9 protein-coding genes are annotated in these 18,340 nt (G+C 47.9%); all 9 read left to right on the top strand.

From position 1 onward, the window contains the following. The first annotated feature begins 150 nt into the window (after positions 1-150). The 9 genes from KJY73_RS09335 to KJY73_RS09295 all read left to right on the top strand — a co-directional run bounded on the left by KJY73_RS09335 (position 151) and on the right by KJY73_RS09295 (position 18,268). The gene (locus KJY73_RS09335; RefSeq protein WP_214343093.1) at positions 151-1,485 is read left to right on the top strand and encodes a sodium-dependent transporter; all 1,335 of its coding nucleotides are present in this window, start codon (positions 151-153) and stop codon (positions 1,483-1,485) included. A gap of 108 nt (positions 1,486-1,593) precedes the next feature. Then, a complete protein-coding gene (gene nhaC, locus KJY73_RS09330; protein ID WP_214343091.1) occupies positions 1,594-3,048 on the top strand; it encodes a Na+/H+ antiporter NhaC in 1,455 nt (484 codons plus the stop codon). Positions 3,049-3,144: 96 nt separating this feature from the next. Next, positions 3,145-5,739, top strand: coding sequence for an aminopeptidase N (gene pepN, locus KJY73_RS09325; RefSeq protein WP_214343089.1), 2,595 nt, complete (start codon positions 3,145-3,147; stop codon positions 5,737-5,739). After that, positions 5,736-5,957: a DUF2835 family protein gene (locus KJY73_RS09320; RefSeq protein WP_214343087.1), complete on the top strand. Its 222-nt coding sequence runs from the start codon at positions 5,736-5,738 to the stop codon at positions 5,955-5,957. Before pepN ends, KJY73_RS09320 begins: the two co-directional genes overlap by 4 nt. A gap of 195 nt (positions 5,958-6,152) precedes the next feature. Next, positions 6,153-8,237, top strand: a complete 2,085-nt coding sequence (locus KJY73_RS09315; RefSeq protein ID WP_214343086.1) for a DUF1302 domain-containing protein — start codon at positions 6,153-6,155, stop codon at positions 8,235-8,237. A gap of 13 nt (positions 8,238-8,250) precedes the next feature. After that, positions 8,251-9,615 (top strand): DUF1329 domain-containing protein, encoded by a 1,365-nt coding sequence (locus KJY73_RS09310; RefSeq protein ID WP_214343085.1) that lies wholly within the window; start codon positions 8,251-8,253, stop codon positions 9,613-9,615. Between the two features lie 113 nt (positions 9,616-9,728). Continuing rightward, the gene (locus KJY73_RS09305) at positions 9,729-10,709 is read left to right on the top strand and encodes a WD40/YVTN/BNR-like repeat-containing protein (protein ID WP_214343083.1); all 981 of its coding nucleotides are present in this window, start codon (positions 9,729-9,731) and stop codon (positions 10,707-10,709) included. An 8-nt stretch (positions 10,710-10,717) separates the two neighbouring features. Beyond that, positions 10,718-13,033 carry an efflux RND transporter permease subunit gene (locus KJY73_RS09300; RefSeq protein WP_214343081.1) on the top strand — a complete coding sequence of 772 codons (2,316 nt, stop codon included), beginning with the start codon at positions 10,718-10,720 and terminating at the stop codon, positions 13,031-13,033. A gap of 390 nt (positions 13,034-13,423) precedes the next feature. Beyond that, positions 13,424-18,268, top strand: coding sequence for an NAD-glutamate dehydrogenase (locus tag KJY73_RS09295; RefSeq protein WP_214343079.1), 4,845 nt, complete (start codon positions 13,424-13,426; stop codon positions 18,266-18,268). Positions 18,269-18,340: the final 72 nt, after the last annotated feature.

Raw genomic sequence — 18,340 nt, 5'->3', positions numbered from 1 at the left:
ATTCACTAACAGGGCTATGTCATCATAGCCCTGTTTTTATCTAGGTGATACACAGGACTTGCCAGCCAGGCAAGGTCAGCAGACGATAGGGACTCCTGGGTCTGACTGACGATGACAGAAAAGACAATAACAATAACGAAGGTTTGAAAGATGAGTGTAAGAGGGGAGTTTTCTTCCAGGCTTGGATTTATCCTGGCTGCGGCAGGATCTGCTGTAGGGCTTGGAAATATCTGGGGTTTTCCAACCCAGGTAGCCAGCAACGGCGGTGCGGCTTTTGTACTGGTTTATATGATTCTGGCCTTTGTACTGGCGTATCCGGTGCTGATGGCTGAATTATTGATAGGGCGTTCCACACGTTCAAATATGGTTGATGCGCTCGGACGCATTTCTGGCCACTGGTTGGGGCGTGCAACAGGTATCTGGGGCATAGTAACCGTATCGTTGATCCTGGCTTTTTATGCCATCGTCGGCGGTTGGATGCTGGCCTACGGTTTTGAGTCTCTGGCGACTATTGCCGGTTTTGATGATTTTGCCGCCTGGCTGACCGAGTTTTCTACCCCTAGAAATATAATCTGTTGCGGCTTATTTATGCTGTTGACCGCTGGAATTGTAACCGGGGGTGTGAGTAAGGGTATCGAAAAATGGTCGGTACGCTTGATGCCAACCTTGTTCATTATCATCACCTTATTGATTGTTTACGTCATGACGCTGGATGGGGCAATGCAAGGCCTGAAAGTCTACCTGGTACCGGACTTTTCCAAAGTCTGGAGTCCTGACTTGTTAATCAGTGCTATGGGACAAGCTTTTTTCTCTATGTCATTGGGGGTCGGTACCATGTTGGTATATGGCTCTTATGTTGGACGTCAGGAAAAATTGCCCAGCCTGGGCGCCTCGGTTGCCTTGGTTGATATTGGTGTCGCTATTTTAGCCGGATTACTGATTATCCCGGCGATGTATGTGGCTTTACACAATGGCGTCCAGATTTTTTCTGAAGCTGGTGAGCTGATTGATGGTGACACTCTGATTTTTACCGTGTTGCCTGCGTTGTTTGACACTATGGGCGCAGCTGGCAATGCCGTAGCGCTGGCTTTCTTTGCGCTGATGATTATTGCTGCACTGACATCGTCCATTTCCATGCTTGAGGTACCTGTTGCCTACGTAGTTGAAAACAAGGGAATAGAGCGTCGCCGTGCGGTATGGCTAATCGCTGCTGTCATCTTTATCTGCAGTATTGTTATTGCCCTTAACTTCAGCACTTTATTTGGCTTGGTCATTTCCCTAACCACTGAGTACAGCCAGCCTTTGCTTGGTATGGTGCTGTGTATTTTTGCTGGATGGGTATGGAAGCGAAATGAAATACTCAAGGAGTTACAGGCCAGCGATCCTCAAGCACATCAAGGGCTTTTCTGGAAGATTTGGCCCTGGTATGTGCGCTTTGTCTGTCCGGTAATCATCATTTTGATGTTCTATCGGTCAGTACAATAGAATCACCCTCTCTATAAATGTTGAACGGCGGCTTCCAAGTCGCCTGTTTATCCGGTTGCAGCATGTTCATGTCACTGTCTGTAAAGGATACTTGGAGTAATTATTAAAATGTCAAACCCAAGACAACCCTCATTGCTAGACGCCATGATCCCTATTGTGGTTTTGGTTGGTCTGCTGGCCTCGTCAGTCATTCTGTTTTCTGACAACTCATCCTACGGCCCTAATCAGATTGCATTGTTGATCGCCATGGGCATCGCCGCCTTGATTGGGATCAAAAATGGTTATTCCTGGCGTGAAATTGAAGCCGGTATCGTGCATGGTATTTCCCTGTCACTCGGGGCAGTGTTGATTTTGCTCGCGGTAGGTTCTTTGATTGGCACCTGGTTACTTTCGGGTACTGTGCCATCCTTGATTTACTACGGTCTGGAATTGTTAAGTCCGTCGGTCTTCTACGCGGCAACCTGTTTAATCTGTGCCATAGTTGCTATGAGTATAGGTAGCTCTTGGACCACAGCTGCGACTGTTGGTGTCGCATTAATGGGGGTGTCCAATGGGATGGGAATGTCGGAAGCCGTTACCGCCGGTGCCGTCGTTTCGGGTGCCTATTTTGGCGACAAGATTTCCCCGCTTTCTGAGACGACCAACCTGGCCCCTGCAGTCGCCGGGACCGAGTTGTTTGAACATATTCGCTATATGCTTTGGACCACTATCCCCAGTTTTGTTATCGCTTTGATCTTATTCTTACTTATCGGCTTGAATGCCACTGAGCAAGCATCGATGGAGAAAATCCAGGAAATGCAGACGATGCTGGCCGAAAACTTTAACGTTGGCCCCTTGATGCTTGTTCCTTTGATTGTGCTGCTAGTCTTAGCGATGCGTAAAATGCCGGCGTTTCCTGCAGTATCTATTGGGGCCTTGTTAGGCGGGCTGTGGGCGGTGATTTTCCAACCTGATCTTATTGCTAAGCTTGCCAGCGAAGGCCGTGAAGGGTGGTTGGCCAATGTTACTGTAGTATGGCAAGCGCTCTATGATGGAGTGAGTCTGGATACCGGCAACCCTGATATGAATGATTTGCTAAGCGGTGGTGGTATGTCCAGTATGCTGAATACCATCTGGTTGATTGTCTGTGCATTGTCATTTGGTGCCGTACTGGAAAAAACTGGCTTACTGAAGCGTGCTGTCGCAACCTTACTGCACGGTGCGAAAACAGCCGGAGGAATGGTGTCCCGTACAATTCTGACTTGTTTTGGCACTAACCTGATATCCGCCGACCAGTACATGTCTATCGTTATGCCTGGGCGCATGTATAAGGATGAGTTTGCCAAGCGTGGTTTGCACCAATTGAATTTATCCAGAAGCCTGGAAGATGGTGGCACTATTACATCGCCGCTTATCCCATGGAACACCTGTGGTGCATACATGCATAGTGTATTAAAGGTCGATCCGCTTAATTATCTGTTTTATGCGTTCTTTAATCTTATTAGCCCAGTGCTGGCTATTATTTATGCCTATCTGGGGATTAAGATTCTGCGCATCCCTGTACCACAGGAAAGCAAAGCCTAATCTTCGGATTTAGGTCAGTACGCCTTAACAAAACCTCCACCGATTTCGTGGAGGTTTTGCTATCCTCTGTTGCAAATTTAACGTTTAGGAGTCGTTATGTCCGCAGCCAGCCCTCAAGCCATGAAACTAGCCGATTATCGTCAGCCTGACTTTCTCATCCCAGAGTTGTATCTGGAGTTTGAACTGCACGAGACGCAGACTCTGGTTACCGCTGTCAGTAAAGTCTCTCGGCAGGGGGAGCATAACCAGCCTTTAGTGTTGGATGGTGAGAAGCTTGAACTGGTGCAAATACAGATTGATGGTCACAACGTATCTGCCAAAGACGATGATAAGGGCATAAGTATTGATAATGTGCCGAATGAATTTGAGCTTCGTGTTGTCACCCGCATAGATCCAAAAAACAATACGTCTTTGGAAGGGCTGTATAAGTCGGGTCAGGCATTTTGTACGCAGTGCGAGGCCGAAGGCTTTCGTAAAATCACTTACTTTTTAGACCGTCCTGATGTGATGGCAAAGTACAAGGTTAAGATTACTGCCGATAAGCAGGCCTATCCCCATTTGTTGTCCAATGGAAACAAAGTGGATCAGGGGGACTTGGCCGATGGCAGGCATTGGGTACTTTGGGAGGATCCATTCTTTAAACCTTGCTACTTATTTGCACTAGTCGCGGGTGACTTTGATCTGCTAGAAGACGTATTTACCACCGCAAGTGGCCGCCAGGTGGCACTGCAACTATTTGTAGATAAAGGTAATCTTGGTCGGGCAGGACATGCCATGGATTCCCTAAAAAAAGCCATGCTCTGGGACGAACAGCGCTATGGTCTGGAGTATGACTTGGATATCTACATGATTGTCGCGGTCGACTTTTTCAATATGGGTGCCATGGAAAATAAGGGCCTGAATGTATTTAACAGCAAGTTTGTGTTAGCCGATCCGGCCTCTGCGACGGATGAAGATTTCTTCAATATCGAGTCAGTGATCGCCCATGAATATTTCCATAACTGGACGGGGAACAGAATAACTTGCAGAGATTGGTTTCAGCTCAGCCTCAAGGAGGGGTTGACGGTATTTCGTGACCAGCAGTTCAGTGCTGATATGGCAGATCCCGCCATTGTCAGAATTAAACAGGTGCAAGTGATAAGGGAACACCAGTTTGCCGAAGATGCAGGCCCTATGGCACATCCTATTCGGCCAGACGAGGTCATGGAAATGAACAATTTCTACTCAGTGACAGTGTATGACAAAGGCGCAGAAGTGATACGCATGTTACATACTCTGCTTGGTGAAGAAGGATTCCGCCGTGGTATGGATTTGTATGTGAATCGCCACGACGGACAGGCGGTTACCTGTGACGATTTTGTCCAGGCCATGCAGGATGCCAATAGCACAGATCTGAGCTTATTTCGTCGCTGGTACAGCCAGTCAGGTACACCAACCGTTAAGGTCCAAGAGACTTACCATGAGGAAAGCGGCGAATATTCAATAGAATTAAGCCAATACACTGCGCCCACTGCCGAACAAAAAGACAAACTTCCTTTGCATTTGCCCATTGCTATCGAGTTAATTGACGGAAAAGGTGGTCAACAGCAGGTGTTATCGCTGACCCGTGAATCTGAAAGTTTTAACTTGGGTTACTTTAGCCAGAAGCCGACCTTGGGTGTCCTGGCTGGATTCAGTGCGCCGGTGAAGATCACTTTCTCACATGACAATGAAGCGCTGTTAGAGATTGCACTTAATGGGCAGGATGATTTTCTGCGTTGGGATGCATGTCAGCAATTGTTAAGTGAAGCAATTCACCAGGCCGCGGGACAGCCTGGCTTAGGCCTTCCTGATATTCTTTCAACGCTATTTGCCGGCATTTTGTTGTTGGCTGAACAGCGGCCAGCCCTTGCGGCTGAAATGCTTGCACTACCTAGCTTTGAAACCCTGGCACAGCAGCGCAGTCAGATTGATGTTGATGCCTTGCTGTCTGCTCGCCAGCAATTAAAAAAACAATTAGCGGTTGCATTTCAGACGCCACTGAAGGACTTGGTGACCGGAGCATTGGCCGATACTTATCGTTATGAGCAAGAGCAAGTACAGAACCGACGAATCAAAGCCGTCAGCCTAACTTACTTGGCGGAGCTGCCAGATACTGAGCAACTGTTACAAACGGCTTATCAACACAGTGATAATATGAGTGATACTTTGGCGGTACTGAAAGCCTGTCAGGGGGCTAATCACGCTTTGTTCGTTCCACTCATGCAAGAGTTCGAAGCGCGTTGGGGCAATGATTCGCTTGTCATGGACAAGTGGTTTGCGCTACATGGAAGCCGCCAGCATCGCGATAGTATCGCAACACTTGAGCTGCTTAGCGGCCATGCCATGTACAGCATCAATAATCCCAACAAGGTGCGTGCCTTGATTGGCAGCTTTGCCTTCTACAATACCGCAGGTTTTCATGCTGCAGATGGCAGTGGCTACCGCTTTGTTGCAGACTATTTACTGAAACTGGATGCAGTTAATCCTCAGGTGGCCTCACGTTTGATAACACCAATGCTGGGCTTTACTCATTTGGATAGCACCAGGCAGGACTTAATTGTTAAGCAGCTGGCGCGACTACTAAATCATAAGTCGTTGAGCAAAGACCTTTTCGAAAAGGTAACGAAAGCGCTACATTTAGCTGCGTCAACGGACAAGGCGTTGAGTTGAAGACCTTTTTTTTTAATCTTCGGCTAAGCTACGAAGAGTGCCGTCCTCTTTATTTGGGGACGGTACAAAATTTAATTGTGCGCACAGACACTGGTGAAAGGGTTCAGTTGCCGGTAGTAAATTTGCGGCCTTTTGTTGAAATGCAAGGGCTTAAGGGACGCTTCCGGCTCATTGTCAATGAATACAACAAAATCCATTCACTTGAACGTGTAAATTGAGTTTTTATTCGATTTAAAAGTGTCAACATGATGATTTATATAGACATATTGATGGAATGCAACTGGTACGATTAGTTCTTGATAATAAGCTAAAATGATGTAATCATTTTGTAAAAATGCCAGTGAGACCACTGGTTACCTGCTTACATCTGCGGACCCTCACACACACTGCGGATACAGAGGAGAATAAAAACGATGAATAACGGGCCTCGTATTTTTAAAAAGTCAGCCTTGGCCATAGGGATAACTGCAATGCTTGGTGGCGTATGCAACCCGGCACTTGCGGTAAATTGGGAAGAGGGTGATTGGTCAATCAGCTTCGATTCCAGTTTTTCTCTTGGTACCAGCTATCGTATCGAAGACCGGGATTGGGCGTTGATTGGTAACAGTAATGACCCTCGTTTTAACTGGACTGGTTATAACGGTAATACCAATGTTGTCTATTCATCCGCCGATGTTTGGGCACAGGGACAAGGGGCATATTCAACCAACAATGATAACGGTGATCTTAATTTTGATCCCGGTAAAGCTTTTTCAACGCAATTCAAAGGTACCCATGATCTTGATATAAAATACAAAAACATGGGTTTCTTCGCCCGTGGCATGTATTTCTATGATTTTGAGATGATGGATGGCGATCGTGCCTGGCGTAATCCTGTTTCTGCGTCCAATTATTCCCAGTTAGACAAGCCGTTTGACCCCTGTAAAGACAAGTATGCCAAAGAAGAACTGTGTGCTGATGTTCGTTTGTTGGATGCCTTCTTCTATGCTGATTTTGATTTAGGCAATGTGCCGGTATCTATTCGTATCGGTGATCAAGTGGTCAGTTGGGGGGAAAGTACCTTCATTCAGCATGGTATCAATACCACTAACCCTATTGATGTGACTCGTGCCCAGGCGCCGGGTGCAGAACTTAAAGAAGTCTTTATCCCTGTTGGTATGGTCTACGCCCAGTTTGGTTTGACCGACTCCTTGGGGCTGGCCGTGTATTATCAATACGAATGGGAAAAGAGCCGTCTGCCGCAAAATGGTAGCTATTTCGCCACCAACGATTTTGCTGGTGAAGGCGGGCAAGATGCCAATATTCAGTTGGGCTTTACCGGCAACCCAGATATTGATCTGGATTTCTTAATGCTTAAGCTCAATGAGTTGCGTGGCATGTTGTTGAGTGGCGCGAATCCGACTACAGTCACACAGCTTTATATGGGCTATCCCACTAAAGTTGCGGTTCGAGCATACAGCGACGAAGCGCACAAGGACGCAGACGATCAAGGGCAATATGGTATCCGGCTGTCTTATTTCTCTGAAGAGCTGAATGATACTGAGTTTGGCTTCTATCATATTAACTATCATAGCCAACGTCCGCTGATATCTGGTATCGCCTCTGACTTTACCGGAGCCGGTTTAGCGGCAGATTTGGCTTATCTGGCAGCCAATGAAATTACCCGCGATAACATCACTGATCTGCGAGCCTTTACCAAGGCTGAGTTTGGTTACCCGGAAGACATTAAACTCTATGGTTTGAGTTTCAATACCAACGTAGGCGAAACGGCGCTAGCCGGTGAGATTGCTTATCGTCAAGACGAGCCCCTGCAGATTGATGACGTGGAACTACTCTATGCAGGTATGCCTCAGCAGCTCGCTGCGATGGGCGTACCTGGACCAATCTCCAGGCCCGATTTGGCTGGTATTTCGCAATTGGACAATTACCTGGGCTATACCGTAGGGCCGGGTGAAACAGCGGTTGGTTATGTCTTGTCTGACACAGTGCAGGCACAGTTTACCGCAACGCATTTGTTCGGTCCCACCTGGGGTACAGATAACCTAACCGTGTTGGGTGAGGTCGGCTATATAAAAATAAATGACATGCCCGATCCCAGTCTCCTACGTTTGAACGGTCCAGGTACCTCACGAAGTGGTCCTATTCCAGGTAAGGAAGGGTTGCATACAGGTATTTCAAATGGACCTGAAACCAATCCATTTCCAACCGATGATGCCTGGGGATACCGTTTGTTAGCTAAAGCCGATTTTAACAACGTATTTGCCGGCATTAATATGTCTGTACGCGCCACTTTTGCGCACGACGTAGATGGTATTACGCCCGATCCATTATTCCTGTTTATTGAAGATCGTAAGTCATCCAGCCTGTCATTAGACTTTGACTACCTGAGCAAATGGTCTGCGAGTGTCTCGCTGAACTCTTTCTGGGGTGGTGTGGGTAGCACTAATGCGTTGTCTGACAGGGACTTCGTCTCATTTAACATCAAGTATTCAATCTAGGGAGTAGTCATAGATGAAGAAATTAACCCTAGTCGCTGCAGCGATTGGTTTAAGTTTGACCACAGCCTTTGTTCACGCCAAAGTGTCCGAAGCTGAAGCCGCTAAGTTAGGCACTGAACTTACTCCCCTTGGCGGATTAAAAGCGGCAAATGCTGATGGCAGTATTCCTGCGTGGGACGGCGGTATCACGACCCCTCCCGCTGGTTACAAGGTAGGCGATCACCATCCTGATCCTTTTCCTCAAGATAAAGTGGAGTTTGTAATTACGGCTGCCAACATGAGTCAGTATGCTGATCTGTTGTCGGACGGCCAGAAGAAGCTGTTTGAAACCTATCCTGACACGTTCAAGATCCCGGTATATCAAACCCGTCGTACAGCATCCAACCCGCAGTTTGTCTATGACGCAACCAAGGCAAACGCTACACGGGCTGAATTAGTCGAAGGTGGCAATGGGATTAAAAATGCCGCAATGGGTGTTCCGTTCCCAATCCCGCAAAATGGTCTTGAAGCTATTTGGAACCATATCTTGCGCTATCGCGGACAGGCTATTCAGCGCTACGGTGGTCAAGCTGCCCCCACGGCTTCAGGTGATTATAACGTCATAGGCTTTGATGACATTCTGATGATCAAATATGCCGAAGATGGGGTAACACCCGAGAAGCTTGAACAAGAAAACGTGCTGATGAAGTTCAAGCAGAGCATCACTGAGCCAGCTCGTTTGGCGGGTACCGCATTGTTGGTGCATGAAACCATGGACCAGGTAAGGGAGCCTCGCCAGGCCTGGACCTATAACACGGGCCAACGCCGCGTTCGTAAAGCACCAAACATTGCTTATGATGCGCCCGGTACCGCAGCAGATGGCCTGCGTACTACTGACGATTTCGATATGTTCAATGGTGCACCAGATCGTTACAACTGGACGTTGAAAGGCAAGCAGGAAATGTATGTGCCTTACAACAACTATACCTTGCACAGCGATAAGGTGAAGTATGCCGATATTCTTCAACCTGGTCATATCAACCCCGAGTTGACACGCTTTGAGAAACACAGAGTGTGGGTTGTTGAGGCTAACCTGAAGTCTGAATACCGCCATATTTATCAGAAGCGCGTGTTCTATATTGATGAAGACAGCTGGCAAATTCTGGTTGCTGATATGTATGACAACCGTAATGAGTTGTATCGCGTCGCCATGGCCTATGCTATCAACTATTATGATGTGCCGACCTTGTGGTCAACACTGGATGTTTACTATGATCTGAATTCCAGACGTTATCTGGCGTTAGGCTTAGATAACGAAACCAGAATGTATGACTTTACAATTAAGCCAAGCGACAGTGAATTTACTTCACAGGCCCTGAGACGAGAAGGGTTGAGGTAATCGCAGTAAAACGGTTGGCACTGCCAACCGTTTTTATTTGTGCAAAGAGGCAAGGACATGCCGCAAGGCATAAGGACAACATCGTGCAGCAAACTTCCTGAGAAATTATCCACATGAAGCTTCGTTTTTCCCTGGCCCTGGCTGCCTTATTTATTCTGCCTGCACAGGCACAGACTACGCCGGCTTTTGTGGCCCCGCTGGCGAAAGAGTCCCTTTTATTGGATGTGGCGACAACCACAAATGGCTTGATTGCCGTTGGTGAACGTGGACACATTTTGTTGTCTGAAGACGGTATAGATTGGCAACAACAACAAGTGCCTGTGAATGCCACCTTAACGTCGGTTGCCGTGCAAGGGCAGCTAATCTGGTCTGTTGGTCATGACGCTCTGGTCATTGCCAGTCAGGATGGTGGTCATTCCTGGCAAGTTCAACATTATCTCCCCGAGCTCGAAAAGCCCTTGATGGACGTGTTGTTCCTGGACGAGCAGCACGGCATGGCAATTGGCGCCTATGGTTTGTTTTTGCGCACCGAAGATGGTGGTGCGAGCTGGCTGCGTGAACCCCATATTGAACTGTTGGATGAAGAAGATATTCAATATCTGCAAGAGCTTAAAGAAGAGGATGAAGCCCTTTACGAGCAAGAATTAGGCTCAATCCTGCCGCATTTTAATCGCCTGGCCCGGGTAAACAATATCCTTTACCTGGCAGGTGAAGCGGGGCTGTTGGCGGTGAGTGAAGATTTTGGCAAAAGCTGGCAGCGAATGGACGTGGATTACTATGGTTCGTTCTTTGATATTCGACAGGCAGCAGATGGGCGCTTGTTCGCCGCAGGGCTGCGAGGCAACCTGTTTGTATATGATGAGGCTGACGGCTGGTCACCTTTGCCCACAGGTATGAAATCTTCACTGAACAGCATTGTGCCTTTAGAAGGCAATCAAACGCTGGTTGTGGGTAATAACGGTTATCTTGTGTGGTTGGACGGCGAACTTAATGTGACCCAAACCAAAGAAGAAAAGGCCATTCTTAATGCGGTACGTTTTAAAGGCAACACGGTTGCCGTAACCGAAGCCGGCGTCAGGTTTATTCAGAGGTAGCCGCTGTGATGACCAAATTAATAGATTTTTTTGAACTCGTGATTTTTCGCCATCGTGCATGGGTAATGGTGGTGTTTGGTTTACTGAGTGGCTTTTTGCTATGGCAAGCGACGCAGTTAAAACTGGATGCGGCATTTACAAAAAATATCCCGCTGAATCACCCTTACATGCAGAATTACATGAAGCACCAGAAAAACTTCGGTGGTGCCAACAGTATTCTGGTGTCGGTCTGTGGTCGTAACGACACCATTTTTAACCAGACCTTCTTTACTCGGCTTAAAGATGTTCATGATCAGCTGTTTTTTATCCCTGGAGTAGATAGGTCTCAGGTCAAATCCTTATACAGTGCTTCTACACGCTTTACCGAAGTGGTGGAGGAAGGGTTTTCCGGTGGTCCGGTTATCCCGGCAGACTTTAATCCAGCCAATCCTGCTGGTTTGAAATTAGTATCGGAAAATATCGTTAAGGCCGGCATTGTTGGGCGCATGGTGTCTGACGATTTTAAATGTGCCATGGTCACCGCCCAGCTTCTCGAACTGGACCCGCAAACGGGAGAAAAACTCGACACCTTGGCGTTTGCAGACAATTTGGAACAGCAACTGCGTGGTAAGTTTGAAGACGATGAAATCAGTATTCATATTATCGGCTTCTCCAAAATGGTGGGGGATGTGGCAAAAGGGGCGAAGGATGTGCTGCTGTTTTTCGCCATTGCTATCGCCATTACCGCGGTCATGGTTTACTTGTTCTGTAAGTCATTCCTGCTGACATTATTACCGCTGCTCTGCTCGATTATTGCCGTGATCTGGCAAATGGGGTTGCTTACTTTACTCGGCTTTGGCATGGATCCCATGTCTATTCTGGTGCCATTTTTGGTCTTTGCGATTGGTGTCAGCCACGGCGTACAGATGATCAATTCCGTAGGTAAGGAAGTTATTGCCGGACAAACGGCCAAGCAGGGCGCGCAAAAGGCCTTTCGTACCTTGCTGATCCCAGGTGGTGTCGCTCTGTTGTCCGATACAATAGGATTTATGACGCTGCTGGTTATTGATATCGGCATTATCCGCGAACTGGCTATTACTGCCAGTATGGGGGTTGCCGTGATTATCCTGACCAACCTGATCTTGCTGCCTGTGTTGATGTCCTATGTGAAACTGGGTGAAAAGTACAAGGCGCGATTTGCTAATAAAGAACAGCGTTCCGATCGCTTCTGGAATTATGTCGCCCACTGTTCAAATGCCGGCGTGGCTAAGATTATCCTGATCGTGGTGGCGCTGCTGTTCGCATTTGGCTGGTATCAGTCTGAACAGATGAAGATTGGTGATTTGCATGCAGGAGCGCCTGCTTTGCATGAGGATTCCCGCTATAACCAGGATACCTTCCTGATTACCGATAAATACGCCATCAGCGTTGACTATATGTCTGTGCTGGTAGAAACCACGCCATCGGCCTGTACCTCGTTTGACATTATGAATGCTATTGACGAATTCCAATGGAAGATGGAAAACGTGGAAGGCGTGCAATCTGCAGTCAGTCTGGCGTCGGTGGCTAAGCTTATCAATGCTGGCTACAACGAAGGCAACCCTAAATGGCGGGTGTTACCGCGCAATCAACAATCCCTGGTGCAGGATATCTCCAGGGTAGATACCTCATCTGGTTTGCTCAACGGTGATTGCTCCGTGATGCCGGTTATTTTGTTTATGGCCGATCATAAAGCCGAAACCATCGACCGTGTTGTGAATGCGGTTAAAGAATATCGCCAGCAATATGAGCGTGAAGACCTGCAATTTAAGCTGGCCTCTGGTCCGGTTGGGGTGATGGCGGCAACCAATGAAGCGGTGAAAGCGGCGCAAGCTCCTATGATGCTGTACGTATTCGGTGCAGTGATTGTCTTGTGTCTACTGAGTTTCCGCTCATTGCGGGCGACCTTGGCGGTCGTACTGCCGTTGTATGTGGTATCCATATTGGCACAGGCGCTGATGACTAAGTTGCAAATCGGCTTAACGGTTTCAACTTTACCTGTTATTGCCTTGGGTGTGGGGATTGGTGTCGATTACGGCATTTATATTCTGTCTACCATGAGTTTAAAACTGAAGTCGGGCATGGCAGTGCGCCAGGCTTATTTCGATGCCTTGAAAGAGCGGGGCAGCGCGGTACTCTTTACCGGTATCACCTTGGCTATTGGTGTCAGTACCTGGGTCTTCTCCAGTCTGAAGTTCCAGATGGATATGGGTATCCTGCTGACCTTTATGTTTGTAGTGAACATGTTAGGGGCTGTGGTGGTGTTACCTGCCTTAGCATCAGTGTTTTGGTACAAGCAAAAATAATTTCTTGCATAACTAATAGCCCCAGTGCATGAAAGTGGGCCGTGAACCTTACAAAGTGGGTTTCACGGCTTTTTCATTTATACATGGCAATCGACACCTTTTAGCGGGTTTTCACGCTTATTCACTCCACATTCGTGCAGGTTCAAATTTCCTCTCTGAACCACAGAATTTTCAGATTAGAAATTTTTATTAACTCCGTATGAATATGTATCCCGAAGCCGGGTCATATCAGGCAATTTAGCCCTTTCAAAGGCTTAGGGAATAGGGGACAATACTCAGAATTTGTATAGATCTCAGTTCTTTATTACTGATTCCGCTGAGCGAAAATTACTGAAAGTGAATTGGTATACTAAAATTCGCCCTACAAAGCCCGCATGACAAGGTATAAAAATGACGGTTGCAAATAGCCAGCACTCTGTACTCCTCGAAAATGTGTACTCATTGATCCGCAAGAAAGTCGACAAGGCACAGTCGCCACTGGTGGAGCAGTTCGCGCAAATTCTGTTTAAAAACATCTCAAAGGATGATTTGCAAAACAGGGTGGACAGCGATCTGTATGGTGCCACGCTGAGTTTGTGGAATGAGTTTGTTGACTACCACGATAAAGAACCTTTTATTCGTGTATTTAATCCGGAAATTGCTAAGCACGGTTGGCAGTCTTCCCACACTATTATTGAAATCATCGTTGATGATATGCCGTTTCTGGTGGATTCGGTGCGTATGGCAATTAACCGCCTGAGCATCACCGCCCACTTGATGCTGCATACGCCAATTGGTGTAAAACGCGCTAAAGACCATAAACTGGAAGCCCTGCAAGACGCCAAGAGTAAAGGTGTTACCAAGCAGACCGTGTTCCTGATGGAAATTGACCGTCAGACCAGTAAGAAAGCGCTGCAAGATATTGAAAAAGAACTGCATTCCGTATTGGATGAAGTGCAGTTGGCGGTGTCTGATTGGATGCCGATGAATGAACGAATAGATGCTGTGATTGCAGATTACGCCAAGCAGCCCTGCCCAGCGGGTAGCGCGGCGCAAAAGGAGGTGCATACCTTCCTGAAGTGGATCCGCAACAACAACTTCACCTTTATGGGTTATCGCCATTATCAGGCAAAAGCCGTGGAAGGTGATCATCGCTGGATTGCTGACAACGACAGCAGCTTGGGTTTGATGAAAAACTCTGTGAGCAACCGTGATCGTTTATTGTCGCGCTTGCCGGTGTCGGCCAGGGAAGAGACCCTGAGTCAGAATCCGTTGATTCTGACTAAGACCAACACCAAATCCAGGGTTCATCGCCCGGCCTACATGGATTACATCGGAATCAAAGAATTTGATAACGAAGGTAATGTAGTGGGCGAGCACCGCTTTATCGGTTTGTACTCGTCTGCCTTCTACAACGCCGGTGCCAGTGATGTGCCCGTGTTGAAAGAAAAAATTTCCCGTATGTGCGACAACTCTGCATTCGACAAGTCGTCGCACGCCTACAAAGCCTTCCTGAATATTCTGGAAACTTACCCGCGTGATGAATTGCTGCAGGCCAATGAAGATGAGCTTGGCAAAATTGCCCTGGGTATTTTCCAGATGCAGGAACGTGGTATTTCCCGTTTATTTGTGCGTCGTGATGTATTTGGGCGTTTCTACTCGTGCATGGTGTTTGTGCCCAGAGAGCGCTACAACACCCAACTGCGTAAAGACACCCAGGCTTTACTGAAAAAATCCTTCGGTAGCGAGCAGGACGTGGAATTCACTACCTTCTTCTCCGAGTCCGTTTATGCCCGCACTCACTATATGGTGCGCGTGAAGAACAACAACGTGGAAATCGACGTGAAGGAAATTGAAAAGAATATTATCGAGCTGTCTAAGAGCTGGAATGACAAGCTAAGCAGTGCGCTGCGTGCCAGCTACGGTGAAGCCAAAGGCAAGAAGCTTGATCAGAAGTACGATAATGCCTTTACCCGCAGCTATACCGAACAGAATCTACCGACCACTACGGTAGTGGATATCGAGAAGCTGGAAAGTCTGGATGACGAGCGTACATTGGATATGCTGTTCTACCGTCCACAGGAAGAGTCGGACGATAGTGCGGTAGTTAAACTCAAGTTGTTCCACCGCAAACAGCCCATTCACTTGTCTGCCGTATTGCCGATGTTAGAGCATTTCGGGTTACGCGTAATCGACGAGAGCCCTTATCAGGTCAAGGCTAGTGACGGTACGGTCAACTGGATCATGGATTTCTCCATGTTGCACAGTTCCAGCAATAAAATGAGCCTGGAGCAGGCTCAGGAACTGTTCCAGGATGCCTTCTCAAAAGTCTGGTACATGCAGTTAGAGGATGACTCCTTTAACCGTTTAGTTTTGGGTGCCGGCTTGCCTGGTCGTAAAGTGACTATTCTGCGCGCCTATGCCAAGTATATGCGTCAGACCGGTAGCTCTTTCAGCCAGGACTATATCGCCAGAGCGCTGGACAAGTATCCGCATATCGCCATTTTGTTAGTGCAATTGTTTGAACAGCGTTTTGACCCGGCGGTAAAACGTTCGGAGAAGAAAGAAGAAGCGCTGCTGTCTCAGGTGAAAGAAAGCCTGGATAACGTATCGAATCTGGATGACGACCGTATTATTCGTCGTTATCTGGATATGGTCATGGCTACGCTGCGTACTAACTTCTACCAGAAAGATGAGCAGGGTAACGACAAGCCTTATATCTCCTTTAAGATGCTGCCAGAGCTTATCCCTGATATGCCACTGCCGCTGCCTAAGTTCGAGATTTTTGTTTACTCACCGCGTGTTGAAGGTGTGCACCTGCGTGGTGGACGCGTTGCCCGTGGTGGTTTGCGCTGGTCTGACCGTCAGGAAGACTTCCGCACTGAAGTCTTGGGTCTGGTAAAAGCACAGCAAGTAAAGAACACCGTTATAGTTCCGGTTGGTGCAAAAGGTGGTTTTATCTGTAAGAACCTGCCAACCACTGGTGGCCGTCAGGCATTTTTGGAAGAAGGTAAGGAATGCTACCGCATCTTTATCCGCTCTTTGCTGGATATCACTGACAACATAGTGCAGGGCGAAATTGTTCCGCCCAAAGATGTGGTGCGTTTAGACGAAGATGATCCTTATTTGGTGGTTGCCGCAGATAAAGGCACCGCTACTTTCTCAGATATCGCGAACGGCATTTCTGAAGAGTATAACTTCTGGATGGGTGATGCCTTTGCATCGGGTGGTAGCGTTGGTTACGACCACAAAGGTATGGGTATTACCGCACGTGGCGGCTGGGAGTCGGTTAAACGTCATTTCCGTGAAATCGGCGTGGATTGTCAAACCACTGACTTCACCTGTATAGGTATAGGTGATATGGCCGGTGACGTATTTGGTAACGGCATGCTGCTGTCCAAGCATACTCGCCTGGTGGCTGCATTTAACCATATGCATATTTTCTTCGACCCTGACCCAGACGCGGCCAAGACATACGAAGAACGTCAGCGTTTGTTTAATGACCCGTCGTTGAACTGGGCCGATTACAACAAAGATCTGATTTCCAAGGGCGGTGGCATTTTCTCCCGCGCTGACAAAGCCATTAAGCTGACGGCCGAAATGAAGAAATGGCTGGGAACCAAGCAATTGAGCATGACCCCCAGTGAGTTGATTCATAATATTTTGAAAATGCCGGTTGACCTGATTTGGAATGGCGGCATAGGTACCTATGTGAAAGGCTCCAAGGAAACCCATGCGGATGTGGGTGACCGCGCCAACGATGATTTGCGTGTAAACGGTAAAGACATCAAAGCAAAGATTATTGGTGAAGGCGGCAACCTGGGCTGTACTCAGCTCGGCCGGGTGGAATACTGTGCTGCCGGCGGACGCATGAACACCGACTTTATCGATAACGTTGGTGGTGTGGATTGTTCGGATAACGAAGTTAACATCAAGATCCTGCTTAATACCTTAGTGCAAAACGGTGATATGACCATCAAGCAGCGTAATAAGCTGCTGTACGATATGACCGATGATGTGGCGCAAATTGTATTGCAGGACTGTTATCGTCAAACCCAGTCCATCTCTATTACCGAAATTGGCGGTGGCTCGCGTCTTAAAGAACAACTGCGTTTCATCCATGGCTTGGAGCGCGAAGGTCGTTTGAACCGTGAGTTGGAATTTATTCCGAGTGATGATGAGTTGTCTGAGCGTCAAGCCTCTGATCGCGGTCTGACACGCCCTGAACTGGCCGTGCTGATGGCGTATGGCAAGATGGTGCTGAAAGACAAACTGAATATTCCTGAAGTCACGGAAAACCCTTATCACGCCAGATTACTGATTACGGCTTTCCCGAAAATGCTGCAGGACAAGTTTGCCGAGCAAATGACCTTGCACCCACTGAAAGGGGAAATCATAGCCACTAAGTTGACCAACAATATGATCAACGACATGGGCCTGAACTTTATGCATCGTTTGCAGGAAGAAACCGGCGCCAGTGTCTCTGAAGTGGTCAATGCCTATTCCGTGGTTAAAGGTATCTTTGGCATGGAATCCGTGTGGCGTGAGATTGAGAAGCTCGACAATAAGATCGACGCCAACATGCAACTGGCAATGCTGGATGATATGCGCCGTTCATTACGTCGCGCGTCTCGCTGGTATTTGCGCCATGGCAATAAAGGCTTGTCAATTGATGATGCAATTGCCTTCTATCTGCCTACCATGCAGGATTTGAGCAAGAATCTGCAGGACTACCTGGTCGAGACTGAATACAAGGAACTGGAAGAGAAGTGCCGCGTGATGACCGAAGCTGGCGTGCCTAAGGATATCGCCTATAAAGTTGCGAGCCTAAGCAACCTGTTCTCCTGTCTGGATTTGGCCCAGATTGCTTGTCTGGAAGGTAAGAAAGTGGCGCTGGTTGCCAGCTTGTATTACAAGCTGGGTAACAAGTTGCAACTGCACTGGTTCCTGGATCAAATCAACCGTCAGTCGGTCAGCAACCACTGGCAGGCACTGGCCAGGGCCTCCTACCGTGAGGAACTGGATTGGCAGCAACGCTCACTGACCTCGGTATTGCTGAAGTTTGATCCCAAGAGCAAAGACGCTCAGGCGTTGCTGGACAGCTGGATTGATACCCATCATGAATTGCTGGAACGCTGGTATCACATGATGTCTGAGTTCAAAACCAGCAGCACTCACGAGTTTGCCAAGTTCTCAGTGGCGCTGCGTGAACTGATGTTGCTGAGCCTGAACTGCAGTAATTCATCAGCTCACTAAGGGCTGCACCCGCCAAGGGCGGGACAGTCGCTTGAGCATACTCTATAATGCCCCGGTTTAGCCGGGGCTTTT

Source organism: Bowmanella yangjiangensis (assembly GCF_018531185.1).
Classification (GTDB): Bacteria; Pseudomonadota; Gammaproteobacteria; order Enterobacterales; family Alteromonadaceae; genus Bowmanella; species Bowmanella yangjiangensis.
The sequence above is the reverse complement of the archived record's forward strand: the minus strand, read 5'-3'. Positions and strand labels throughout refer to the sequence as shown.